Source organism: Pseudomonas silesiensis, assembly GCF_001661075.1.
Taxonomy (GTDB): Bacteria; Pseudomonadota; Gammaproteobacteria; order Pseudomonadales; family Pseudomonadaceae; genus Aquipseudomonas; species Aquipseudomonas silesiensis.
This window is the reverse complement of sequence record NZ_CP014870.1, coordinates 4,692,687-4,714,070: the sequence shown is the minus strand read 5'-3', so window position 1 is coordinate 4,714,070 and position 21,384 is coordinate 4,692,687. Positions and strand designations below refer to the sequence as shown.

At 56.1% G+C, this 21,384-nt stretch carries 22 protein-coding genes and 1 tRNA gene; 16 read left to right on the top strand and 7 right to left on the bottom strand.

The annotated features are described in order from the left end of the window. Positions 1–161: 161 nt before the first annotated feature. From PMA3_RS20730 to PMA3_RS20720, 3 genes are read left to right on the top strand one after another with little or no spacing between them, the layout of a single operon-like run. Entirely contained in the window at positions 162–1,571 is a 1,410-nt protein-coding gene (locus tag PMA3_RS20730; RefSeq protein WP_064678939.1) for a circularly permuted type 2 ATP-grasp protein, read from the top strand. Between the two features lie 12 nt (positions 1,572–1,583). Continuing rightward, a complete protein-coding gene (locus PMA3_RS20725; protein WP_064678938.1) occupies positions 1,584–2,534 on the top strand; it encodes an alpha-E domain-containing protein in 951 nt (316 codons plus the stop codon). Next, complete coding sequence (locus PMA3_RS20720; RefSeq protein WP_064678937.1) at positions 2,531–3,340, top strand: transglutaminase family protein; 810 nt, start codon at positions 2,531–2,533, stop codon at positions 3,338–3,340. Before PMA3_RS20725 ends, PMA3_RS20720 begins: the two co-directional genes overlap by 4 nt. A 145-nt stretch (positions 3,341–3,485) precedes the next feature. On the opposite strand, the gene PMA3_RS20715 is transcribed toward PMA3_RS20720, so the two are convergent. Next, the gene (locus tag PMA3_RS20715) at positions 3,486–4,307 is read right to left on the bottom strand and encodes a c-type cytochrome (protein ID WP_064678936.1); all 822 of its coding nucleotides are present in this window, start codon (positions 4,305–4,307) and stop codon (positions 3,486–3,488) included. A 641-nt stretch (positions 4,308–4,948) separates the two neighbouring features. Here PMA3_RS20715 and PMA3_RS20710 point away from each other — a divergent pair. From PMA3_RS20710 to PMA3_RS20700, 3 genes are all read left to right on the top strand, one after another. Beyond that, complete coding sequence (locus tag PMA3_RS20710) at positions 4,949–6,154, top strand: acetyl-CoA C-acetyltransferase (RefSeq protein WP_064678935.1); 1,206 nt, start codon at positions 4,949–4,951, stop codon at positions 6,152–6,154. Between the two features lie 24 nt (positions 6,155–6,178). Next, positions 6,179–8,323: a 3-hydroxyacyl-CoA dehydrogenase NAD-binding domain-containing protein gene (locus PMA3_RS20705; protein WP_064678934.1), complete on the top strand. Its 2,145-nt coding sequence runs from the start codon at positions 6,179–6,181 to the stop codon at positions 8,321–8,323. A 93-nt stretch (positions 8,324–8,416) separates the two neighbouring features. Then, entirely contained in the window at positions 8,417–9,151 is a 735-nt protein-coding gene (locus PMA3_RS20700; RefSeq protein ID WP_064678933.1) for an amidotransferase, read from the top strand. Positions 9,152–9,273: 122 nt separating this feature from the next. Here the strand turns inward: PMA3_RS20700 and PMA3_RS20695 are convergent, their stop codons facing one another. The 3 genes from PMA3_RS20695 to PMA3_RS20680 form a co-directional block, all read right to left on the bottom strand. Then, the gene (locus PMA3_RS20695) at positions 9,274–10,245 is read right to left on the bottom strand and encodes a magnesium and cobalt transport protein CorA (protein ID WP_064678932.1); all 972 of its coding nucleotides are present in this window, start codon (positions 10,243–10,245) and stop codon (positions 9,274–9,276) included. Between the two features lie 146 nt (positions 10,246–10,391). After that, positions 10,392–11,114 (bottom strand): lysophospholipid acyltransferase family protein, encoded by a 723-nt coding sequence (locus PMA3_RS20690; RefSeq protein WP_064678931.1) that lies wholly within the window; start codon positions 11,112–11,114, stop codon positions 10,392–10,394. Between the two features lie 1,076 nt (positions 11,115–12,190). After that, positions 12,191–12,880 carry a crotonase/enoyl-CoA hydratase family protein gene (locus PMA3_RS20680; protein ID WP_064678930.1) on the bottom strand — a complete coding sequence of 230 codons (690 nt, stop codon included), beginning with the start codon at positions 12,878–12,880 and terminating at the stop codon, positions 12,191–12,193. A 307-nt stretch (positions 12,881–13,187) separates the two neighbouring features. On the opposite strand from PMA3_RS20680, the gene PMA3_RS20675 reads away from it, so the two are divergent. The 5 genes from PMA3_RS20675 (at position 13,188) to PMA3_RS20660 (ending at position 15,871) form a co-directional block, all read left to right on the top strand. Further along, positions 13,188–13,277, top strand: a tRNA-Ser gene (locus tag PMA3_RS20675). A 1,119-nt stretch (positions 13,278–14,396) separates the two neighbouring features. Continuing rightward, positions 14,397–14,552: a hypothetical protein gene (locus PMA3_RS32705; RefSeq protein WP_161491153.1), complete on the top strand. Its 156-nt coding sequence runs from the start codon at positions 14,397–14,399 to the stop codon at positions 14,550–14,552. A gap of 106 nt (positions 14,553–14,658) precedes the next feature. Beyond that, the gene (locus PMA3_RS20670) at positions 14,659–15,219 is read left to right on the top strand and encodes a hypothetical protein (RefSeq protein WP_064678929.1); all 561 of its coding nucleotides are present in this window, start codon (positions 14,659–14,661) and stop codon (positions 15,217–15,219) included. Next, positions 15,219–15,485 carry a hypothetical protein gene (locus PMA3_RS20665; RefSeq protein WP_064678928.1) on the top strand — a complete coding sequence of 89 codons (267 nt, stop codon included), beginning with the start codon at positions 15,219–15,221 and terminating at the stop codon, positions 15,483–15,485. Before PMA3_RS20670 ends, PMA3_RS20665 begins: the two co-directional genes overlap by 1 nt. After that, positions 15,482–15,871 (top strand): hypothetical protein, encoded by a 390-nt coding sequence (locus tag PMA3_RS20660; protein ID WP_064678927.1) that lies wholly within the window; start codon positions 15,482–15,484, stop codon positions 15,869–15,871. The genes PMA3_RS20665 and PMA3_RS20660 overlap by 4 nt, the downstream gene beginning before the upstream one ends. Before the next feature lie 100 nt (positions 15,872–15,971). Here PMA3_RS20660 and PMA3_RS20655 read toward each other — a convergent pair whose 3' ends face one another. Continuing rightward, positions 15,972–16,436, bottom strand: a complete 465-nt coding sequence (locus PMA3_RS20655; protein ID WP_064678926.1) for a hypothetical protein — start codon at positions 16,434–16,436, stop codon at positions 15,972–15,974. A 192-nt stretch (positions 16,437–16,628) separates the two neighbouring features. Here PMA3_RS20655 and PMA3_RS20650 point away from each other — a divergent pair, with 192 nt between their 5' ends. From PMA3_RS20650 to PMA3_RS20640, 3 genes are all read left to right on the top strand, one after another. Continuing rightward, positions 16,629–16,895 (top strand): hypothetical protein, encoded by a 267-nt coding sequence (locus PMA3_RS20650; RefSeq protein WP_064678925.1) that lies wholly within the window; start codon positions 16,629–16,631, stop codon positions 16,893–16,895. A gap of 24 nt (positions 16,896–16,919) precedes the next feature. Further along, positions 16,920–17,324, top strand: coding sequence for a hypothetical protein (locus PMA3_RS20645; protein ID WP_064678924.1), 405 nt, complete (start codon positions 16,920–16,922; stop codon positions 17,322–17,324). Positions 17,325–17,674: 350 nt separating this feature from the next. Next, complete coding sequence (locus tag PMA3_RS20640; RefSeq protein ID WP_064678923.1) at positions 17,675–18,316, top strand: hypothetical protein; 642 nt, start codon at positions 17,675–17,677, stop codon at positions 18,314–18,316. A 417-nt stretch (positions 18,317–18,733) separates the two neighbouring features. On the opposite strand, the gene PMA3_RS32700 is transcribed toward PMA3_RS20640, so the two are convergent. Beyond that, positions 18,734–18,877, bottom strand: coding sequence for a hypothetical protein (locus PMA3_RS32700; RefSeq protein WP_161491152.1), 144 nt, complete (start codon positions 18,875–18,877; stop codon positions 18,734–18,736). 389 nt (positions 18,878–19,266) lie between these two features. Next, positions 19,267–19,932 (bottom strand): hypothetical protein, encoded by a 666-nt coding sequence (locus tag PMA3_RS20635; protein WP_064678922.1) that lies wholly within the window; start codon positions 19,930–19,932, stop codon positions 19,267–19,269. Between the two features lie 334 nt (positions 19,933–20,266). Here PMA3_RS20635 and PMA3_RS20630 point away from each other — a divergent pair, with 334 nt between their 5' ends. Next, the gene (locus PMA3_RS20630; RefSeq protein WP_064678921.1) at positions 20,267–20,485 is read left to right on the top strand and encodes a hypothetical protein; all 219 of its coding nucleotides are present in this window, start codon (positions 20,267–20,269) and stop codon (positions 20,483–20,485) included. Between the two features lie 144 nt (positions 20,486–20,629). After that, the gene (locus PMA3_RS20625; protein WP_064678920.1) at positions 20,630–21,184 is read left to right on the top strand and encodes a tyrosine-type recombinase/integrase; all 555 of its coding nucleotides are present in this window, start codon (positions 20,630–20,632) and stop codon (positions 21,182–21,184) included. Positions 21,185–21,384: the final 200 nt, after the last annotated feature.

The window sequence follows — 21,384 nt, the reverse complement described above, 5'->3', positions numbered from 1 at the left end:
TTGCTTCGCAATGAAGCGGGGGCGATCAGCTTGGGGCATTTACCGCACAGGATTGGTGCGGTGGTTGCGGCGTTATTATCCAACTGATTGATATTTAAGCGTTTATGCCGATGGCACGGGCCTTGCGAAGGCCTGTAAGTCCGGGTGACAAGGAGTACGGCATGATCCGCACCTATTTTGATGAAATGTACGATGCCGGCGGCCAGGTCCGCCCGCATTACCGGGAGTTTGCCCGTTGGCTGGCTGAAACGCCTGATGAGCTTCTGGCCCAACGGCGACGCGAGGCCGATCTGCTGTTTCATCGCGCCGGGATTACCTTCACGCTCTACGGTGACGAGCAAGGGACAGAGCGCCTGATTCCCTTCGACACCATTCCCCGCAGCATACCCGCCAGTGAATGGCGGGTGGTCGAACGGGGCTGTATCCAGCGGGTCAAGGCGCTGAACATGTTCCTCGCCGACCTCTATCACGAACAGCGCATCATCAAGGCCGGCATCATCCCGGCCGAGCAAGTGCTGGCCAACGAGCAATACCAGCTGGCGATGCAAGGGCTGGATCTGCACCGGGATATCTATTCGCACATTTCCGGTGTCGACCTGGTACGCGATGGCGACGGCACGTACTACGTGCTCGAAGACAACCTTCGTACACCGAGCGGCGTGAGCTACATGCTCGAAGACCGCAAGATGATGATGCGCCTGTTCCCCGAACTGTTCGCGGCGCAACGCATTGCACCGATCGATCATTATCCGAACCTGTTGCTCGATACCTTGAAAAGCTCAAGCCCGATCGATAACCCCAGCGTGGTGGTGCTGACGCCGGGCCGCTTCAACAGTGCGTTTTTCGAACATGCATTTCTCGCCCGGGAAATGGGTGTTGAACTGGTGGAAGGCGCGGACCTGTTCGTGCGTGACGACAAGGTGTTCATGCGCACCACGGACGGGCCGAAAGCCGTCGACGTGATTTACCGGCGCCTCGACGATGCCTTCCTCGATCCGCTGGCGTTCAACCCGGACTCGATGCTCGGCGTTCCGGGGCTGTTGTCGTCGTACCGCTCCGGCAACGTGGTGCTGGCGAATGCCATTGGTACCGGGGTGGCGGACGACAAGTCGGTGTATCCATTCGTCACCGACATGATCCGTTTCTATCTGGATGAAGAGCCGATCCTGAAGAATGTGCCGACGTGGCAGTGTCGTAATCCCTCTGAACTGTCCCACGTCCTGGCCAATCTTCCAGAGCTGGTAGTCAAGGAGACCCAGGGGTCGGGCGGCTATGGAATGCTGGTGGGGCCGGCGGCGACGGCGGCGGAAATCGAAGCCTTCCGCGCGCGGATCAAGGCCAAACCCCACGCGTACATCGCGCAACCGACCTTGTCTTTATCAACCTGTCCGACCTTTGTCGAAAACGGCATCGCCCCACGCCATATCGACCTGCGTCCGTTTGTATTGTCTGGCCGCGAAACCCGGGTCGTGCCCGGCGGTTTGACCCGTGTCGCCCTGCGTGAAGGCTCCCTGGTGGTGAACTCCTCCCAGGGCGGCGGCACCAAGGACACCTGGGTGGTCGAGGATTGAAGGAAGCCTGCCATGTTAAGTAGAACTGCCTCGGATTTGTATTGGATGTCGCGTTACCTGGAGCGGGCGGAAAACCTCGCACGGATGCTCGACATCAGTTATTCGCTGTCGCTGATGCCACAGGATGGTCGCGGAGACGGTTTGCACGAACTCGCCATGCCGTTGCTGATTACCGGCACCCTGGACGATTACCTGGAGCGTCATGGCGAGCTGCATGCCGAGCGGCTGCTGCATTTCTTCGCCCTGGACGCCGCCAACCCGGCCAGCATCTACAGCTGCCTCGGCGCGGCGCGGGCCAGCGCCCATGCGGTACGTGGGCGAATCACCGCCGACATGTGGGAAAACATCAACGCCACCTGGCTGGAAATTCGCGGGATCGCCAACCAGGGCTTGAGTCGCTATGGCATGAGCCGTTTCTGCGAGTGGATCAAGGAACGTTCCCACCTGTTCCGCGGCGCGTCCTACGGCACGATCATGCGTAACGACGCGTTCCGCTTCATTCGTCTGGGTACCTTTATCGAACGGGCTGACAACACCTTGCGCCTGCTCGATGCACGCTACGAAATGGCCGGCGACCAGGCCGAAGCGGTCAGCGACGGCACGGCCCACGCCTATTACCAGTGGAGTGCCTTGTTGAGGGCCTTGTCCTCGTTCGAGGCCTACACCGAGATCTACCGCGACGCGCCCGGTGCCCGGCATGTCGCCGAACTGTTGCTACTACGTGCCGACGTCCCGCGTTCGTTGCGGGCCTGTACCGAAGAGATCGACCAGATTCTCGCTCAGCTGCCGGGCGCCAACGGCCGCCCCGCGCAACGCCTGGCGGCGGAAATGGACGCGCGCCTGCGCTACACCGGCATCAGCGAAATTCTCGACGAAGGCCTGCACACCTGGCTGACCGAGTTCATCCCGCTGGTGCGCCAATTGGGCAACGCCATTCACAGTTCTTACCTGGAGGCTGCATGAGACTTTCCATTAGCCACGAGACCACCTATCACTACGAAGATCAGGTGCGGGCGAGCATCCAGTACTTGCGACTGACCCCCCACGACAGCGAGCGCCAGCACGTGCTCAGCTGGCAGCTCGACCTGCCGCGCCCGGTGCGCGCGCAACTGGATCCGTTTGGCAACATCCTGCATGTATTGACCATGGACGAGCCCCATGAAGCCATCATCATCGGTGCCCGGGGCCAGGTGGACATCGATGAGTTGCGCGAAGCCGAGCACGAGAGCCAGTCGGCGCTGCCGTTCCTGCGTTTCACCCGGCTGACCGAAGCCGACGAAGCCCTGCGCGCGTTTGCCCGCAAGCACTGCAAGCAACGCCGGGATCGCACGGCGCTGATCGACTTGATGCATGGCTTGAACCAGCACATGACCTACACCCCGGGCTCTACCGTCGTGGACACCAGCGCCGCCCAAGCCTTCGCCGGGCGTTCGGGTGTATGCCAGGACCACACCCATGCGTTCCTCGCCTGCGCCCGCAGCCTGGGAATTGCGTCGCGTTATGTGTCGGGCTATCTGTACAGCGAGGACTGCGAGCACCTGGCCAGCCACGCCTGGGCTGAAGCCTGGCTCGATGATGCCTGGTACAGCTTCGATGTGACCAATGAACTGGCCCGGCCCGAGCGCCACCTGAAACTGGCGGTGGGCCTGGATTACCTGGACGCCTGCCCGGTGCGCGGCATGCGTCGGGGCGGAGGGTCTGAGCAGATGCATGCGAAGGTGTTTGTTTCGCCGACGCCGATGCCGATTATCTCAGTCCAACAACAATAATCTGATCACAGCATAGCCCTGTAGGAGCCAGCGGTGCGGCGATCCGATTTGCCGGCGAAGGCGGCCTCAAGCCTTGCACCGCCCATGAAGACGCCTTCGCCGGCAAGTCGGATCGCCGCACCGCTGGCTCCTACAGGGGTATGTGTCAGGGCTTAACTTTGCGCCCCGCCATATGCTTCAAATACCCCACCAACATCTCCAGGTCCCCGTCAGGCAACACAGCCGCCGTAAACCCGGGCATCTTCGCCTGCGGCCACTGCCGCAAACCCTGCGGGTCACGAATGTAACGCGTGAGGAAATCCGCCCCGAAGTACTCGGTCGGGTTGTACGGAATATTCAAATCCGGCCCGAACTGCGCATCCCCGGCGCCATTGAGCCGATGACAGGCCAGGCAGTTCTTCTGGAACAGCGCAAAGCCCTTGTTCACCGGGTCATCCGCCGCCAGCGCAGGGTCTGGCAGCAGGGCAGGGAAGCGCTGCGCCACCGGTGCCATGCGCTTGATGCTCGCCACTTCGAACGGCCATTGCTCGGGACTGATATTGCCCGCCTGCGGATCGGTCCAGACCAGATAGAACGGCCCCGCACTGTGCTTGCCTTCGGACAGTGCCGGCCAGGGTTTGGCCGGGTCTTCAATCGCCAGCCAGGCCCGCGCACCCTTGGCATTGAGCAGCGGCGCCGCCGACAACTCTGCCGCAAACCCGTCCAGCGCCACGGCTTGCAGGTGATCCTCAGGTTTGATACCCGTCAACAATGCCGCCACGGGAACAGCGCGATAGCTCATGTCCCGTTTGTAGGAAACGTCGTTGGTGATGGTAATGGTCTGTACCTGAGGATGCTTGAGCAATTCCTCGGTCTGCCAGGTGCGACTGTTCGCGCCCAGCTCCAGGTCCAGCTGTGCGGCAAGGAGGGGCGTGCTCAGCAGCAGGGCCCCGAACAGAATGAGTGTTTTCAAGTGATCGCCGTCCATGTCGTAGGAGTGCCATAAAGGTTGGCACACCCACGCTGGCCCGGGTAGCGAGCCAGTCACATTTTTATTGAGGCGATATAAAAAACCCGACGCCGTATTTACTAAAGACCGACTAGCCGATCACCTTGGTCAGGTTCGGCAAAATCAACAACAGCGTGGTGGCGAATAGAATGAGCCCGGCTTGACGAACTTTCGATTGTTTGAACATGGCTGACCGCCTTTTTTTTGTTATTTCCTGATGCCTGCCTGCATAGCTCCATGACGGCAAGGCGTTGCACTTCCTGTAGAACGAGCGCCTCGGCAAAACCCGACGACAACTTCGTACAACTTCACATTAGAGCCCGCGTCACCCTTGCTTTAGATCCATTTCATCTGGAGTTGATATTAAATGCTCTTAAAACGATATGAGGCCTATTGCCAGCTTGTTGGGCGCCCGTTTGCTAGACACTTCGCGTCCTGAATCGGTTAATCCCATAGCTGACTACCGTTCGTCTGAGCGTGAGCGTCAATGCGGCTGAGCGTTGCGGTCATTGAATCGGTTGCGGCTCGGCATAAGGTGAGAGAGCAAAGATTCTAAGTACCTACCAAGTACCTACCAAGTACCTACCAAGTACCTACTCACCATCAGGTTCGAGAACGTCATGACCCAAGCTTTGATTTTCGACACGTTACGCACGCCCCGGGGCAAGGGCAAGGCTGACGGGGCCTTGCACAGCGTCAAACCGGTGAATCTGGTGGCCGGGCTGCTCACGGCGTTGCAACAGCGCACCTCCCTCGACACCAGCCAGGTCGATGACGTGGTGCTCGGCTGCGTGACGCCGATCGGCGATCAAGGCGCCGACATCGCCAAAACCGCGACCCAAGTGGCCGCTTGGGATGTCAGCGTGGCAGGCGTGCAGATCAACCGCTTCTGCGCCTCGGGGCTGGAAGCCGTGAACCTTGGTGCGATGAAAGTCCGTTCCGGCTTCGAAGACCTGGTCGTGGTCGGCGGCGTCGAATCCATGTCCCGCGTGCCAATGGGCAGCGACGGCGGAGCCTGGGCATTGGACCCGGAAACCAATCTGCATAGTCATTTCACCCCCCAAGGCGTGGGCGCCGACCTGATCGCCACCCTTGAAGGCTTCAGCCGGGACGACGTCGATGCATACGCGCTGCACTCCCAGCAGAAGGCAGCACGGGCGCGCGCCGACGGTTCGTTCAACAAGTCATTGGTGCCGGTGCAGGATCAGAACGGCATTATCCTGCTAGATCACGATGAGTTCATCCGCGCCGAGTCGACCCTGGAAGGCCTGGGCAAGCTCAAGCCGAGCTTCGAAACGATCGGGCAAATGGGCTTCGACGCCACCGCGCTACGGGTCTACAGCCACGTGGAACGAATCAATCACGTGCACACCCCGGGCAACAGTTCCGGGATCGTCGATGGCGCGGCCTTGATGCTGATCGGTTCCGAAGCCAAGGGCCGGGCGTTGGGCCTGCAACCACGGGCACGGATAGTCGCCGCGGCAGTCACCAGCACCGATCCGACCATCATGCTCACCGGCCCTGCGCCGGCCACGCGCAAGGCGCTGGCCAAGGCCGGGTTGCGGGTCGAAGACATCGACCTGTTCGAAGTCAACGAAGCCTTCGCCTCCGTGGTGCTCAAATTCATCAAGGACATGGCCATCGACCCGGACAAGGTCAACGTCAATGGCGGCTCCATCGCCATGGGCCACCCACTCGGTGCAACCGGGTGCGCGATCCTCGGCACGCTGCTCGATGAACTGGAAACCCGGCGCCTGCGTTATGGCCTCGCGACCCTGTGCGTCGGCGGCGGCATGGGCATTGCCACCATTATCGAACGCCTCTGAGCCCCGACTTCAAGGAAATACCGTATGAGCGAAGCCATTCGTTACGAAAAGGGGCAGGACCAGATCGTCATCCTGACCATCGACATGCCAGGCCAGAGCGCCAATACCATGAACGCGGTGTACCGCGAAGCCATGGCCGCCTGCGTCGCCCGCCTGATTGCGGAGAAGGACACGATTGCCGGCGTCATCATTACCTCGGCCAAGAAAACCTTCTTCGCCGGGGGCGACCTCAATGAGTTGATCAAGGTGGGCAAGCCAGAAGCCAAAGCCTTCTACACCATGGTGCTGAACCTCAAGGGGCAACTGCGCACCCTGGAAACCTTCGGCAAACCGGTGGTTGCCGCGATCAACGGCGCAGCGTTGGGCGGTGGTTGGGAAATCTGCCTGGCCTGTCATCATCGCGTGGCGCTGGACGATCCGTCCATACAACTCGGCCTGCCCGAAGTGACCCTGGGTCTGCTACCGGGTGGAGGCGGAGTGGTGCGTATGGTGCGCATGCTGGGTATCGAGCAAGCCCTGCCATACCTGCTTGAAGGCAAGAAAATCCGCCCGCAACAGGCGTTGCAGGCGGGTTTGATCGATGAATTGGCAAAAGATCGCGACGAGTTGCTGAGCAAGGCGCGCGCCTGGATTCTGGCTAACCCGACGGCGGTTCAACGCTGGGACGTGAAGGGGTACCAGATCCCCGGTGGTACACCTTCGAACCTGAAAGTCGCGCAAATGCTTGCCATCGCGCCGTCGATCCTGCGCAGCAAGACCCAGGGCTGCCTGCCCGCGCCGGAGAAGATCCTCTGCGCTGCGGTTGAAGGCGCCCAAGTGGATTTCGACACCGCGCACCTGATCGAAACCCGATACTTCACCGAACTGACCACCGGCCAGGTTGCGAAGAATCTGATCGGCACCTTCTGGTTTCAACTCAACGAAATCAATGCCGGCGGTTCGCGGCCCCAGGGTTTTGCGCCCTATGCGACGCAGAAAGTCGGGGTGCTCGGCGCCGGGATGATGGGCGCTGGTATCGCTTTCGTCAGCGCATCGGCCGGCATCGAAGTGGTGCTCAAGGACATCAGCCTCGCCGCCGCGCAGAAGGGCAAGGCGCATTCGGCGGCGCTGCTGGACAAGAAAGTCGCGCGGGGCCAGATGAGTACAGAACAGCGCGATGACATTCTGGCGCGGATCCATGCCACGCAAAGCGATGCGGACCTGGCCGGGTGCGACCTGATCATCGAGGCGGTATTCGAAGACCGGGAGTTGAAAGCCAAGGTCTCCTCGGCCGCGCAAAAAGTTGTCGGGCCGGAGGCAGTGATCGCCTCCAATACCTCGACCCTGCCCATCAGCGGCCTCGCCACTGCAGTGCCGGACCCGACGAAGTTCATCGGCCTGCATTTCTTCAGTCCCGTGGAAAAAATGCCCCTGGTGGAAATCATCAAAGGCGCACAAACCAGCGACGAAACCCTGGCCCGCGGTTTTGATTTCGTCCTGCAAATCAGGAAAACCCCGATTGTGGTCAACGACAGTCGCGGTTTCTTCACGTCGCGGGTGTTTGGCACCTTCACCAACGAAGGCATCGCCATGCTCGGCGAAGGCGTGAGCGCGCCGATGATCGAGACCGAAGCGCGCAAGGCCGGCATGCCGATCGGCCCTCTGGCAATCTCCGACGAAGTTTCCCTCAGCCTCATGAGCCATATCCGCCAGCAAACGGCAAAAGACCTGCAAGGGGAAGGGAAACCGCTGATCGAGCATCCGGCGTTCGCCGTGATTGACTTGCTGCTCAACGAATACAAGCGTCCGGGCAAGGCCGCTGGCGGCGGTTTCTATGAGTATCCGGCCGGTGGCCAGAAACAGCTGTGGCCAGGGCTGAAATCCCGTTTCGAAAAAGCCGACCGGCAGATTTCGCCGAAGGACGTGCGAGACCGGCTGTTGTTCGTGCAAGCCATCGAAACCGTGCGCTGCCTGGAAGAGGGCGTGCTGACCTCGACGGCGGATGCCAACGTCGGCTCGATCTTCGGGATCGGCTTCGCGGCCTGGACCGGCGGCGCACTGCAGTTCATCAACCAGTACGGTGTGAAGGATTTCGTCGCCCGCGCCCAGTACCTGGCCGGGCAATATGGCGAGCGATTCAATCCACCTGCGCTATTGCTGGAGAAAGCCGCAAAAGGGCTGACGTTCTAAGGGGCCGATGACGCATTCCGGACTTGCCTCGCCACCCTGTTTCGAGGCACGCTCTGGGTGTGCATTATTCCCATCACGTGTCAGGTATTTTTTATGTCGTTACGCATCTGCATTCTGGAAACCGACATTCTGCGTCCAGAACTGGTCGATCAGTATCAGGGTTACGGGCAGATGTTCCAGCGTCTGTTTTCGCAGCAACCCATCGCGGCCGAGTTCACCGTCTACAACGTGATGCAAGGCGAATATCCCGGCGATGAACTGACCTTTGACGCTTACCTGGTCACGGGCAGCAAGGCCGATTCCTTCGGTACCGACCCCTGGATCGAAACCCTCCGGGCTTACCTGCTCAAGCGCTATGAGCGCGGCGACAAATTGCTGGGCGTGTGCTTCGGCCATCAATTGCTGGCGTTGCTGCTGGGCGGCAAGAGCGAGCGCGCGACCCAAGGCTGGGGCGTCGGCACGCATAACTACAAGCTCGCCGCCAAGGCGCCGTGGATGAGCCCCGTGCGGGAAGAGCTGACGTTGTTGATCAGTCACCAGGACCAGGTGACGTCGCTACCGGAAAACGCCACCGTCATTGCCTCGAGCGATTTCTGCCCGTTCGCCGCGTATCACATCAACGATCAGGTGCTGTGCTTCCAGGGGCATCCTGAATTCATCCACGATTATTCCCGGGCGTTGCTGGATATTCGCCAGGAAGCGCTGGGCGAGCAGGTCTACAGCAAAGGCATGGCGAGCCTCGAGCATGAGCATCATGGCGCTACGGTTGCGGAGTGGATGATGCGGTTTGTGGCGCATAAGCCGGATGCTGAAGCAGCTAAAAGCTAAGAGCTTCGCGGGCAAGTCGGATCGCCGCACCGCTCGCTCCTACGGGATTTCGGTGTGCCTGTAGGAGCGAGCGGTGCGGCGATCCGGCTTGCCCGCGAATCTGGCAGACGCCCCGGTGTCGGCTACAACCACCCCGACCTCTTGAAACTCGCCCACAAACTCACACACCCCACCGCAATAAACCCCAGCACCGCGAAATACCCGTAGTGCCAGGTCAACTCCGGCATGTTCTGGAAGTTCATCCCGTAGATGCCAGCCACCGCCGTCGGAAACGCCAGGATCGCGGCCCATGCGGCAAACTTGCGCTGCACCACGCTCTGCCGTGACGCCTCCAGCAACACCCCGACCTCGATCGTCTGACTGGCAATGTCCGCCAGGGTCGTCAGGTCTTCCATCTGCCGTGTCACGTGGATCTGCACATCGCGAAAATACGGGCGCATGTTCTTGTCGATGAACGGGAAACTCAGTTTCTGCAGTTCCTCGCCGATTTCCACCATCGGTGCCGCGTAACGGCGCAGACGCAGGACGTCACGGCGCAGGCTGTGGAGTTTTTGAATGTCGCGCTCGTTCAGGGAGCCGCACATGACATTGCGTTCCAGCTCGTCGATTTCGGCGTGGATCGCTTCGCCCATGGGCTGGTAGTTTTCAATCACGAAGTCGAGGATGGCATAGAGCACGAAGTCTTCGCCGTGCTCCAGCAACAGCGGCCGCGCCTCGCAGCGCTGGCGCACATAGGCGTAGGACGCCGAGTGACCATTGCGTGCGGTGATGATGTAGCCGTTGCCGGCAAAGATGTGAGTCTCGATGAACTCCAGTTTGCCTTCGTTGCGGATGGGCGAATAGGTGACGATAAACAGGGCGTCGCCGAAGGTCTCGAGTTTCGGTCGGCTGTGTTTTTCAAGCGCGTCTTCGATGGCCAGTTCGTGCAGGTTGAACTGGCGCTGCAGATTGAACAGCTCCTGGGCGTTCGGCTCTTCCAGGCCGATCCAGACAAAGTGGCCCGGCTTTGCCGCCCAGGCCGCGCCTTCGTCGAGGGTGATATTGGTGACTTTCTTACCGGCGCTGTAAACCGCAGCAGCAACAACTCTACCCATGATGGTGGTTCACTTCTTATAAGCAGATGGCAGTGGCAGGCAATGTTCAGCTTAGCCTTGTCTGCTGCTTGAGAGTCAGCAAAGTCTGCAGAGTTCGTAGGCAAAAGTTCGCGGGCAAAAGAAAACCCGCGCCAGGCGGGTTTCTTTCAAGCGGCTTGCAACTGCCGGTCCATCGAGGCGATGCACTCGCGCATCTGCTCGCGGCACTGCTCAATCAGCAGCGGCATGTCCTCCAGGCTCAACCCCGCCGTAGGAATCGCCGGCAGCGAGCGGATCAGGATTTTCCCACTGCGCCAACGGTTCAAACGCATGTGTTTGACGTAAGTGCTGACACACACCGGCACGATCGGCACGCCCGCGGCAATCGCCATCTGAAATGCGCCTTTCTTGAACGGCAACAATTCTTCACCGAGATTACGCGTGCCTTCCGGAAACACCCAGATCGAAGTGTCTTCATTTTGCAGGGTATGGGTGGTGGTCAGCATCGACTGCCGCGCCTTCTGTGCATTGCCACGATCAATCAATACATTGCCCGCCAACCAGAACAGCTGGCCGAACAGCGGCACCCACTTCAGGCTTTTTTTGCCGATGCACACGGTGCGGCGCGGCACTACATTGCCGAACACGAACAGGTCGTAGTTGGACTGGTGGTTGGCAATGATCACGCAGCTGTCGGGTTTATCCATCAGCGGCCCGACCTCGGCTTTCACCCGCAAGCGCAAGATGCACATCGCCGGCAACGCATACAGTCGCGCGCACAAACGGCTGTTATCCGGGTTGAAGGGGCGGCACAGGCCCAGCAGTACGCCAAGCACACCGGCTAAAATAAAATGCAGGCCCATCAATAACATACGAAATACAAACAGCATTTACAGGCCCCACCGGGACAAAAGGTGGCGCAGTGTAAGGATGTGCACTGATTTCGGCAATTGCAGCTATAGAGTCAGGAGATGGCCGATGTTTGAGTGCATGTTTCTGGCTTGTCGGTCAGGTGCGGTTTAGGGCTGCTAACAGGCTTTTAAACAGGAGCGAGATGATCGATGTGGATTGTGTGTGTATCCGTTTCTGCGGTAACGGCCACTGACGGTTCCGCCCTTACGGCGGGTCACTTGGAAAAGCGCCAAGTAACCAAGCGCTTTTGCCACTTTCGTTCGGTGCCTCGCCTAGGCTCGGCATGCCCTCGCTCCGGTCCTGCTCCGTGGGCCCGCCGCGATCGGCCATCCATGGCCGTGCGGGGCTAACCCGGCATCCATGCCGGGTTGCCCACTGCGCAGAACCTCCACTCGGCCTCTCGAGGCGGCGGTGCATCAAGATCAAAAGCTGCAGGCGAGCTAACGCTCGGCCTGATGAGTGGTGTAGAGCAAAAGCCGTACGCCAATCCTCTGTAGGAGCCGGCTTGCCGGCGAAGGCGTCCGTTCAGTGGAAAAATTTTCTAGCTGACCCACCGCTTTCGCTGGCAAGCCAGCTCCTACAGGAGATCTGTGTCATGCCCCAGCACCGAGTTCGCTGAAGTTGCCTTTGCTGTTGCTGTTGCTGTTGCTGTTGCTGTTGCTGTTGCTGTTGCTGTTGCTGTTGCTGTTGCTGTTGCTTTGGCTTCAGATCTGCCGCCCCTTTCCCAGAGGCCGAACGCAGGCGTTGCGCAGGGGGCACCGCGGCAGGGATGCCGCGGTAGCCGCCCCCGGCCATGGATGGCCGATGGCGGCGGGCCCCCGGAGCAATGCCGGAGTGAGGGCATGCCGAGCCTAGGCGAGGCACCGAATGGCGGGGCAAAAGCGTTTGGTTACTTTGCGCTTTTCAAAGTGACCCGCCGTAAGGGCGGAACCCTAAGTAGCCGTTACCGCAGAAACGGATATGTACCCCAACCCAACCCAACCACAAAAATCGCCATCACCATAAACAGCATCACGCCACGATAGTCAGGCCATTCAATAGTGCAGCATTGGACTCAACCCAAATGCTCCTGATCCAGGATGATCGCGTTATCCAGCGTCTCCAACAGCGCCTTGCGCACTTTGAGCTTGGTGTTCTTGTGCGCCGTCATATTGATCTTCTTCAACTGACGCGCCGCTGCCAGCGCCGCACCTTGCAACTCTTCGACCGACACCACCAGATCAAGGAAACCGGCATCCACCGCGCTCTGCGGATTGAACATCTCGCCATTGATCACTGAACGATGAAACGCCGATTTGCGCAGACGATCACGGGCGATCTCGATGCCGGCGTGGTGCATGGTCATGCCGATCTGCACCTCGTTCAGACCAATGCTGAACGGGCCGTCGACACCAATGCGATAGTCCGCCGACAACAACAGAAACGCCCCCTTGGCCACGGCATGCCCAGGGCACGCCACGATCACCGGGAACGGGTGCGACAACAGACGACGGGCCAGGGTCGAACCGGCCGTCACCAGCGCCACGGCTGCTTCAGGACCGGACGTCATCACCTTCAAGTCGTAACCGCCGGACAGAATCCCGGGCGTACCGGTAATGATCACCACCGCGCGATCAGTCACCGCCTGATCCAGCGCAGCATTAAATGCAGCAATCACGTCTGGCGAAATCGCATTGACCTTGCCATTGCTCAAGGTCAGGGTCGCGATACCGTCTTCGAGATGGTAGGAAATCAACTCACTCATGACGCTATTCCTTTCAATAAAGTAGGCCAGACGTTACCCACCGCCATAGGCCAGGTAAAGCGCTATGACTGACCCGCCAGTCACCCTTTCCCCGTCCGACGCGCGTAGCCCGCCATGCTGGCAGGGTACTGCCCTCTATAAGGAAGGGGACGGCAAGCCGGAGATTGGCAGATTTGCCATGGCTCGAATCCCGTCGCCACGACTAAATTGCTAACCGCATGAAAATTCTGCAAAAAAAGTTTGCCATCGGAAAAGCTTTCGACTACATTAGCGCGCCTCGACAGACAGAACTTGTTTGAAGAGATACGGTGAAGTGTCCGAGTGGCTTAAGGAGCACGCCTGGAAAGTGTGTATACAAGAAATTGTATCGAGAGTTCGAATCTCTCCTTCACCGCCACATTCTGAAAACCCCCGCAAATCAATGGTTTGCGGGGGTTTTTCTTTTTCAGTTGTACTACTCAATTGTACTACTCGTCCCCAGAGTCCCTGGATCATCCGCTCCAGGCTGAGCACTCGCCTACAATCCCCTCGCTGCGCACTCGATTCAAACCCACCCCCCAAGACACCTGCCGCTAGTCCGATAGCGTCACTCAGCCATAGGCAGCCCTTTGCGTACGATCAGACGAACGGTAGTCAGCGATGAGTGCCCTGTAGCCGTTGGTTATACTGGGTTGTAGGCGATAGGAGAGGAAGGTTGATCTTTTTATAGCGAAAAAAGAGTTGCGCTTTGGTGTGGAATGTGTTGACAGGATGCATATGTCATGGTACAATTTAACAAATAGATAAGGGAAATTTCTCGTCTCTTCGTTCGGTGCTGGCGTTTCCATCCAGGCCGAACAGCCGCCCTCTACAGGGTCTCCCGTGATCCACCGGGCATCACAGGCTACACACTCGGTAGACGGACTGATCCCCGTCGAACGTTCCCGCCGCCAACGTTAGGGTTAATGCTTTCGACCCAGGCAGCAACAAATTCGCAACACACATCGATGTACTTGAGACGGGTAGAAGACCATCATCTTCCTGCCCGTTTTTTACATTCGCAGTTCCGTTCCACCCCACATACCCAACCACTCATATTCCATAGGAGAACTTATGGCCGTAGTCGTACGCCTGTGTAATCACTGCAACAGGCCGTTCCCGAGCAAGACCCAGCGAGCAGTGTACTGTTCGCAGACATGCAACAAAGAATTCCACCGGTTGAAGAAACGCAAACTTATCAACCTCGATACGATCAGCCCACCAGGACCAGAGGAAAAACAAAATGACTGATGTACAACAGCAACACGAGACAAGCCAAGTTGACAGACTGATGGAGCTTCACATCGAAGCTGTAAAGTATTGAACTCGATAGTGATGGCACAGAGTGAGACGATCAGGGAACTACAACAGAAGCTTCTAGATGCCACAGCGTCTGATCGCCGTCCTGAGCATCATGGCTATACGTTCCACACGTATAATTCCGCCGATGCCGCATTCATTCACAGTTACTTGAGCAGGGCTAGGGAGGAACAACCAGATGCTCAAGGATGAACAAAAGAAACGCGACACGCTTGAATATCTTAAATCGTACATCGCCCGCCACATGCATCATATGACGCCTGAGATGATCAGCGAAGAGCTCCAGGTGCCACTATTTGCCGTTAAGCTACATTGGCCCAATCCCGCCAGGTAACACCCTTCGCAACACCAACAACCAATCGTAACGACTGATCAAGTTCGATCAGCGAACACCTACGCCCGAAAGTCCGGGCAAGTATACATCTAAGAGGAAACACATAATGACCGCAACAACACAAACCACCGTTCTACGTAAAGCCAGCAAGGCCGAGCTGGAAGCATTGAAAGAAGCTGCACGTGAGAAGTTCTATTCCACCCAACATGGACATGACGCCTTCGCCTTTACTGATCCAAAGACAGGGCGTGCAATCGCCGGGCATGTAGATGGTGCATACGTTCCCGTCTTGGTTGTCTACCCAACCGAGATTCTGAAAGTGTACAAGGAGAAACTAGCAGAAGGGTTTACTCTGCACGAACTGGAAATCGTCCCGTTCCAGGGCCAGTCGATGTACATCTACTTCTACCGTCCTCAAGCAGAGTTGGACGCCAACCTGGAGAAGATTTACCAGAGAGTTGCCCAGGACTACAACGCTGAGATTGAAGCCGAGAACAACGCTATCGTAGAGCGTGAAGTGCAGTTGTTGCTTGCCAACGCAGCACGTTTGAAAGAAGAGCAGGCTGCTAAAGACGCAGAGGCTGAGGCTGATCGTGTTCGTAAAGAAGTCGAGCAAGCCCTTGGTGTTGCCCGGAAAGCTGTACGTGCACAGTTGGGAGCAAACTAATGACTGACCTCACCTACGAAATCTTGAAAGCCAAGTACGCCAGTAGCCCGTTGGTGGAAGTGCAGGAGAGTCACCCAATAGAAGTGCAGAAGACATCAATCACCCTGGAAGAGCTGTGGTTGCAAGTACGAAGTGAAGTGTTGTGTTCGTATGGGCTCGATGCAAAAGGTCGCCATGCATTTGCTGACAGTATCGTCGAGAGTCAAGTTCTACAGAAGTTTAGTGAATACAACGTAACCGACATGCCAGGAGGACAAACACAATGAGTCTACAAGATTACATCAACACGCTATCGCAACACGGGACACACAGGACAGTTGCAACCCTGGTAGGCGACAAGATTCCAGTTAAGCCACTGTGCAAAGCCTTGAAAATGAGAATTCAAGATTACGTCGGTATGCATCAACACATGATTGCCTGGTTTAAAACGACCCAGGGGCTAGTTCTGATGGTGTCAGGCAGTCGTGTTGTCACTGAAGTTGTTGAAAGGTTCTTGGCTGGTTATGAAGGAGCGTTTCAAGAATTCCAGGTTCGATACGCAGGTACAGGGTCGAAAGTCTTTGAGCAAACAGTGAATGTTGAGCTGGCCGATTACGTGCAGTTTGGCAGAAGTTTCGGAGCGTCCCGCACTTCAACGAGCAGTAAGGAGTGAAGCCGTCGATGATGAAATGAACTGGGCTGAAGCTGTCCTACAAAAGATGCACAACCACAAGGAGCACGGCTACAGTGAATAACTATAGCCGTTGCACCCATCAATAAGTATTGCAGATGACTTGTGTACCGTAGCGGTTGCAGGACGTCATCGTAGGTGTGTTACTGCGTAGCACTTCCAGTGATTGATTAATTGACTGCTGTTGCATGGCGAAGTTAGCAGCGTTTGCTTCCTGTTGTTGTTTTAACTCAGCAATTCGCAATGCCATTGCATTACAGGCTTCCTGTGTAGGCTCTGAACTTGGCGTCTCTGCATCAGTTCTACTGATTGCAGTGTTCAACCGCTCAGGACTGTACGAGAACGTACTTAACTGTTGATTCAGCCCCATTTTACCAAAGGCCACTAGTTCCGGTTGGATACTGCCTTTAAGTACACACCGGTCCCCGCCAACAAACCATGCCGCAAATATCTTGTACCCCTCTTCCGCAAGTTCCGGCTTGGGTGTGGCAACACAGCCCACAAGGCTGGCCAACGCAGTAACAGCAAGTGCAATCCTAGCGTTCATCCTGTTTCCTTATCAAGAAGCTACCTGAGCCCAATCGTACAGGTTTGAAGGTCCGCTTCGCAATCCACTCAACCATATAATTCCATTCGGCCGCTTTAGCGGTAGAGATGCAGCAGTTGAGTGAATATTTCAGCATAGACTAAGGATTGGTGATCACTAGGGCAGACTTTCCAGGATTAACCAAGGAGTTATATGAATTCCGTTATCCAGGCGGTGGTAATCGCCTGCACACTTGAAATCCTCGCCACAGTTGGCCTATTTGCATATATCTACGAACGATCTAATCACGAAGCCAGGTTCTTTGCCGCAGTGGCAGAGAGCAATGCCAGGATGGCAGCGGCTGAACTGGTGCTACATCACCGCAACGAAGTACAGCAGCAGTTTGCCGATGAGCGTGAATCGATGAAGTCGTATGTCGATAGAACAGTTGAGCGAGCTGTTCACAAACAAACCAAATAACCCCACACACACAAGGAATTACACATGTCATTTGAAATAGTAACAGACGTCAGTATTGACGACCTCACCACAGCACTATCGCAGTTTGGAACAAGGGGAGCGGCAGAGCTTGGATACTTCCACGCACTGACACATGCAGACAGTATCCCGATTCTATTCCGAATCACTGTCTCAGTCGCAGGCGCTCCAGAGCAGCCGTACGGGCCGAGCTACGCCAGAGGCACTATCGACTATAGCGACCAACTGCTAACAGCTCCACCGAAGCTCCTGGGTCTCTTAGAAGGCATCTCTGCTGACCACACATTCCACTACAACTTCCTGAGTGTCACGGCTACCAGCGTTGATTATATCGTCCGTCAGAACGCATTTGGGGCTGGTGTAACAACACTTCCCCTGGATGCAGTGTTTACCGTCGCAGCTCTCGCATAGAGAGCGTCACCACACAACAAGGAGTAATCATGAGTCAATTCTACACGACAGCAAGCGAAGCTATGCATGCGGCATAGGAGTTAGCCAAGTCAACAGGAAGGCGTGTATGGCGTCACGCAGTTGAAAGTAAGTATGGAGTCACCTGCTACATCATCTCATTCAATAAAGACGCCTCAGTAGCCGCACAGGAGCTTACAGCATGATTCTCAAACTATGTACGTGCAGGAATTGTGGTCACGTTACTTACAAGAAGCGAGTAAATCCGTTCTGTTCTAGTGAGTGCCGCAACGAATACAACCGAGACAACAATATCCATTCATCCAATCCCGCTATCCTGCCAGGAGCTACACATGAACACAGCCGCAAATAGCACGAAGACTGACGCCCTTATCAGTGTCGATGGACTGATCCTCGACAAACACACTGGTGAAATCCATGGCCATGATGGAAAGTTGTCTCCGTGGAGTGGCCGCTACGATTATATGCTTGAACTCGGCAAGTGCCGAAGCGTCGATGATTTCCAGTATCACCTGGGCTTCGTAGATCGACGCAAGCTACCGGCTCACGAGCTGCATACGTTGCGTGATGAAGTCGACCATGCTTTTGGAAAGTGGCGTCGTACTGGTATTGACTGTCGTATCACATTGCCCCAGCAACGCTTACTTGAGAAGCTGCATGGGCTTGTTCTCTACCGCAACGTTATCATCATGATCCAGGCGGACTTGGCAGTATCACTATGCACTGTTGAATCGAATCTGATGAAGAAGCTACGGGTGTTGATAGACGCCAATATGCTCAGGGTCAGCACCTCACGGAATAGCAATATTCGTACGGGGGAGATCAAGTTGGTCGTCAATCCCCGCATGGTCTTCAGAGGTGATGACTACCGCCGCAGAAAATACATTGAAGAGTGGTATCGCCCGGTTGGCTGCCTGCACACTGGGGTATTTCACCCAGGCAATGCGGACGAATGTCTCGCCATGGTCGCGTAGTTCTTCCGTAGGTATTTTAAAAAAGTTACGCGAGAATTCGTCTGCAGGCCCCGAAGTACAAGGGGGTCAAGAAAGTCCTATTATTAAAAGGAGTTACTTTGACGACCTTCGTCGAAGGAATTGCACGGTAAGCGTCAGCTTTCAAGTGTGATTCAGTGAAGGGCACTTCACGACTGTATACCTGGTGAAGAGGCGATAGCCTGAAGTAGTGGCTGGAACATTGATACATTCGTATCACCAGCATGTGAGTCTTTGCGCTCTCGCTTGAAGTGTACAGTCTTCCGCTACGCTGATAGGTGGTCACATGAATACTCACGTATTCGGTCTTGCACTGTAAAGAAGATCAAGAGCCAGCAGCGAAGCTGGATTGTGTTAATGTTTGTTGAGTGTGTGTAGGAGCGTAGTTCCATGGGCGATTCACTCAGTGTGCTTGAACACTTCACGTTCACTGGTAGGCGGTGTCTCTTCATCCGGCTCATACCACTTGGTGACACCATAGACCAACAGTAACCAAACGATGGCAATCGTGATCAACAGCATGATGAACTTCGGAAGGTTCATGGGGCATGTTTCCGGTGGTCATCATGACTGCCCGACTCTTCGCTAGCAGCGGGCATTACAGGTAGACGTGAAGGTCTCGATGTGGAGATCACCGTTACCCCCATTACTAACGCAAACCACGCTACACAGACAACTAAGAGGAATATGACAATCTGGTAAGGTTTCATGTCGATATTCAGCTCCTCAAGTAGTGTCCTAAGACAGGCAATGGCTTTGAGGCTAGACCATTGACGTGTCAAAGATAGGGCAGTTCGTCGAATGGATGAAAATATTTACCCCAGTGATTCCCCAAAAACGTCCATTTCCTTTACACCTGTTTCATTCGTGTTACCTGATAGTTGCCCTGGCGCGTTATACCTTCTCAGGGCGAAAGCCCTGGAAGGGTCATGTCATTGGTGTTGCTGGTTTCGGGTCTTACAGTGTTGGTCAAGCCATTCACGACAATCATGGAAGAACTGAGTGTAGTGGTGAACTAGTTCTGACATCCTCACTGTGTAGAATGTTGGCTCATTCCTGTGGTCTGCACCCTTGAGGTTCAGTGCCAACACTAATGGCTCATCTTGTCCCACTCGTGCCAGATCAGATTGAATGAAGGAGTGCTTGAATGTGTTGGAGAGGTCGTTCAATAACTTGATGAGCCCGTGGTGACTCTTGATGAGGCCGTTTGGCCCGTTATACGACTCTTTTACTTCGCCGATACTGTCCATCTTGATTTTCTTGGGGTATTCGCCAGTGACTTCTAATCGCTCCAGGCACCAGACTAAGCCCACAAGTTCATCCGCAACCCTTCGCATTCCAGTCACTGCGTATTCGGTTGAGAATCGGTGCGTGTTGAACACATCTTTCATGCTGTCCTCGATGTCTCCCTGGATGGTGGCTTCCCATGTTTCATGACTGATGATGATTTGGCGGTTTACTTCATTGAGTCTGGACATCATGTCCATCCACTTGAGCTGGAAGTTCCCAAATGGTGTGCTGGCTGGAAGCGGGAGCATTAAACGATAGTTGAATGGTTCGTCTGGCAATTTGCCGATATCGATTAGTTTGTAGGTCACGATGGAATCCGTTCTCTGAGGGGGCGTGAAGAATACCCTCAATCAACCTCGATTAACCCAGGGAAACCTCAACAACCATCACACGTTCAACCGGGGCCATCCTGGGTGCCGTCCCTGGAAGCCGCATTCCATATAGGCCATGGTGAATAGTTGCGGAGCAAGGTGCGTTAGTAGTGCTGAAGTTGAGTATTTTGCACGGGAATGGAATATTTCGTCGGTAATCGTCGAATTGCTGCAAGGAATGACCTGTTCTCGATCAGTGTCAACTACCGGATGTCGGCATGTACCCAGGAATGGGCTAGGATGGCCGTTCCCACCATCAAGGACGAATGACATGCCCAACAACCCAGACGCCAACATCGCTACAGCCGACGTGCTGACTCTCTTGCTGCACAACCAGCATGGGATCGCTGCTGCCTTGGAAGAGCTTGCCAACTGGGCGACTCGCCAGGGAGGGCCTCATGTGGCGGAAAACGTAGTGGGCTCGCTTCAGGTGCTGGACACCAACGCCCAGGCCATCACGAACGCCATCAATCGACTACGCCAGTCCTGAGAGGGACGACTTCCTACTTAACACAATAGGATTGTGTAAATTAGCCAACCCGCATGACTGTTGACTTCCTACTGCTTTCGGGTAATCTCCACCCCAGGAGAACATTTTGTTAATTAGCCAAGCCAGTAAACACCGGGGGTTGTCATGCAGTTAGTCGAAGCGGTGAAGACATCAGCAGAAGTTGACCAGGTCGCCCACAAGCTGACATTGAATGCCCGTGGCAATCCTCTATATGCCGACCTGTGGATGTTCGGTCTGCAAGTGGCACTCCGCATCTCCGACCTGCTGACGATCACCTACGAAGAGGCTTTGCAGGGTCGTGTCATGATCAAGGAGTCGAAGACGGGCAAGGTGCGGAACATCACCCTGAACACAAAGGCTGTCGCCATCGTCAAGAAGCGTAGGGATGCTAACCCTCATCACACCTACCTGTTTGAAGTACAGAGCAACCGGGCGAAGGACAAACCTGTTAGCCGTATTGCCGTGGCTACAGCATTCAAGGCTGTTGGTGATGAGCTGGGTATCAGCCTTGGCACACACTCAATGCGAAAGACTCGGGGCTGGCTGATGCACAGCAGTGGCGTGTCCATCGAAATGATTTGCAGGGTGTTGAACCACAGCAGCCCAGCTATCACCATGGCGTACATCGGTATCACTCAAGATCAAGTTGACGCCACATACCATGAGTTTGTGATTTGACGTCGAGCAAGCCTCGTTGAATGCCCGCCACAGAGCGGGCTTCGTTGTCTTTGGTGGATGTATACCTGGGTGAACTGGTCGTCTGTAACAGCCTCATAGACTGATCGCGAAGGGCGCTCAACTTATTTTTGGTGCCCTTTCGAGCTTTCACAGTGAGGCCCGGTTCATCGCACTCAGCCCATGGAATAGAACCGAGAGGT

Excerpts from the sequence above, each read along its gene's own strand:
- PMA3_RS20730 (WP_064678939.1), top strand. The coding sequence starts at position 162 with ATGATCCGCACCTATTTTGATGAAATGTACGATGCCGGCGGCCAGGTC.
- PMA3_RS20725 (WP_064678938.1), top strand. The coding sequence starts at position 1,584 with ATGTTAAGTAGAACTGCCTCGGATTTGTATTGGATGTCGCGTTACCTG.
- PMA3_RS20720 (WP_064678937.1), top strand. The coding sequence starts at position 2,531 with ATGAGACTTTCCATTAGCCACGAGACCACCTATCACTACGAAGATCAG.
- PMA3_RS20715 (WP_064678936.1), bottom strand. The coding sequence starts at position 4,307 with ATGGACGGCGATCACTTGAAAACACTCATTCTGTTCGGGGCCCTGCTG.
- PMA3_RS20710 (WP_064678935.1), top strand. The coding sequence starts at position 4,949 with ATGACCCAAGCTTTGATTTTCGACACGTTACGCACGCCCCGGGGCAAG.
- PMA3_RS20705 (WP_064678934.1), top strand. The coding sequence starts at position 6,179 with ATGAGCGAAGCCATTCGTTACGAAAAGGGGCAGGACCAGATCGTCATC.
- PMA3_RS20700 (WP_064678933.1), top strand. The coding sequence starts at position 8,417 with ATGTCGTTACGCATCTGCATTCTGGAAACCGACATTCTGCGTCCAGAA.
- PMA3_RS20695 (WP_064678932.1), bottom strand. The coding sequence starts at position 10,245 with ATGGGTAGAGTTGTTGCTGCTGCGGTTTACAGCGCCGGTAAGAAAGTC.
- PMA3_RS20690 (WP_064678931.1), bottom strand. The coding sequence starts at position 11,114 with ATGCTGTTTGTATTTCGTATGTTATTGATGGGCCTGCATTTTATTTTA.
- PMA3_RS20680 (WP_064678930.1), bottom strand. The coding sequence starts at position 12,880 with ATGAGTGAGTTGATTTCCTACCATCTCGAAGACGGTATCGCGACCCTG.
- PMA3_RS32705 (WP_161491153.1), top strand. The coding sequence starts at position 14,397 with ATGCTCAAGGATGAACAAAAGAAACGCGACACGCTTGAATATCTTAAA.
- PMA3_RS20670 (WP_064678929.1), top strand. The coding sequence starts at position 14,659 with ATGACCGCAACAACACAAACCACCGTTCTACGTAAAGCCAGCAAGGCC.
- PMA3_RS20665 (WP_064678928.1), top strand. The coding sequence starts at position 15,219 with ATGACTGACCTCACCTACGAAATCTTGAAAGCCAAGTACGCCAGTAGC.
- PMA3_RS20660 (WP_064678927.1), top strand. The coding sequence starts at position 15,482 with ATGAGTCTACAAGATTACATCAACACGCTATCGCAACACGGGACACAC.
- PMA3_RS20655 (WP_064678926.1), bottom strand. The coding sequence starts at position 16,436 with ATGAACGCTAGGATTGCACTTGCTGTTACTGCGTTGGCCAGCCTTGTG.
- PMA3_RS20650 (WP_064678925.1), top strand. The coding sequence starts at position 16,629 with ATGAATTCCGTTATCCAGGCGGTGGTAATCGCCTGCACACTTGAAATC.
- PMA3_RS20645 (WP_064678924.1), top strand. The coding sequence starts at position 16,920 with ATGTCATTTGAAATAGTAACAGACGTCAGTATTGACGACCTCACCACA.
- PMA3_RS20640 (WP_064678923.1), top strand. The coding sequence starts at position 17,675 with ATGAACACAGCCGCAAATAGCACGAAGACTGACGCCCTTATCAGTGTC.
- PMA3_RS32700 (WP_161491152.1), bottom strand. The coding sequence starts at position 18,877 with ATGAACCTTCCGAAGTTCATCATGCTGTTGATCACGATTGCCATCGTT.
- PMA3_RS20630 (WP_064678921.1), top strand. The coding sequence starts at position 20,267 with ATGCCCAACAACCCAGACGCCAACATCGCTACAGCCGACGTGCTGACT.
- PMA3_RS20625 (WP_064678920.1), top strand. The coding sequence starts at position 20,630 with ATGCAGTTAGTCGAAGCGGTGAAGACATCAGCAGAAGTTGACCAGGTC.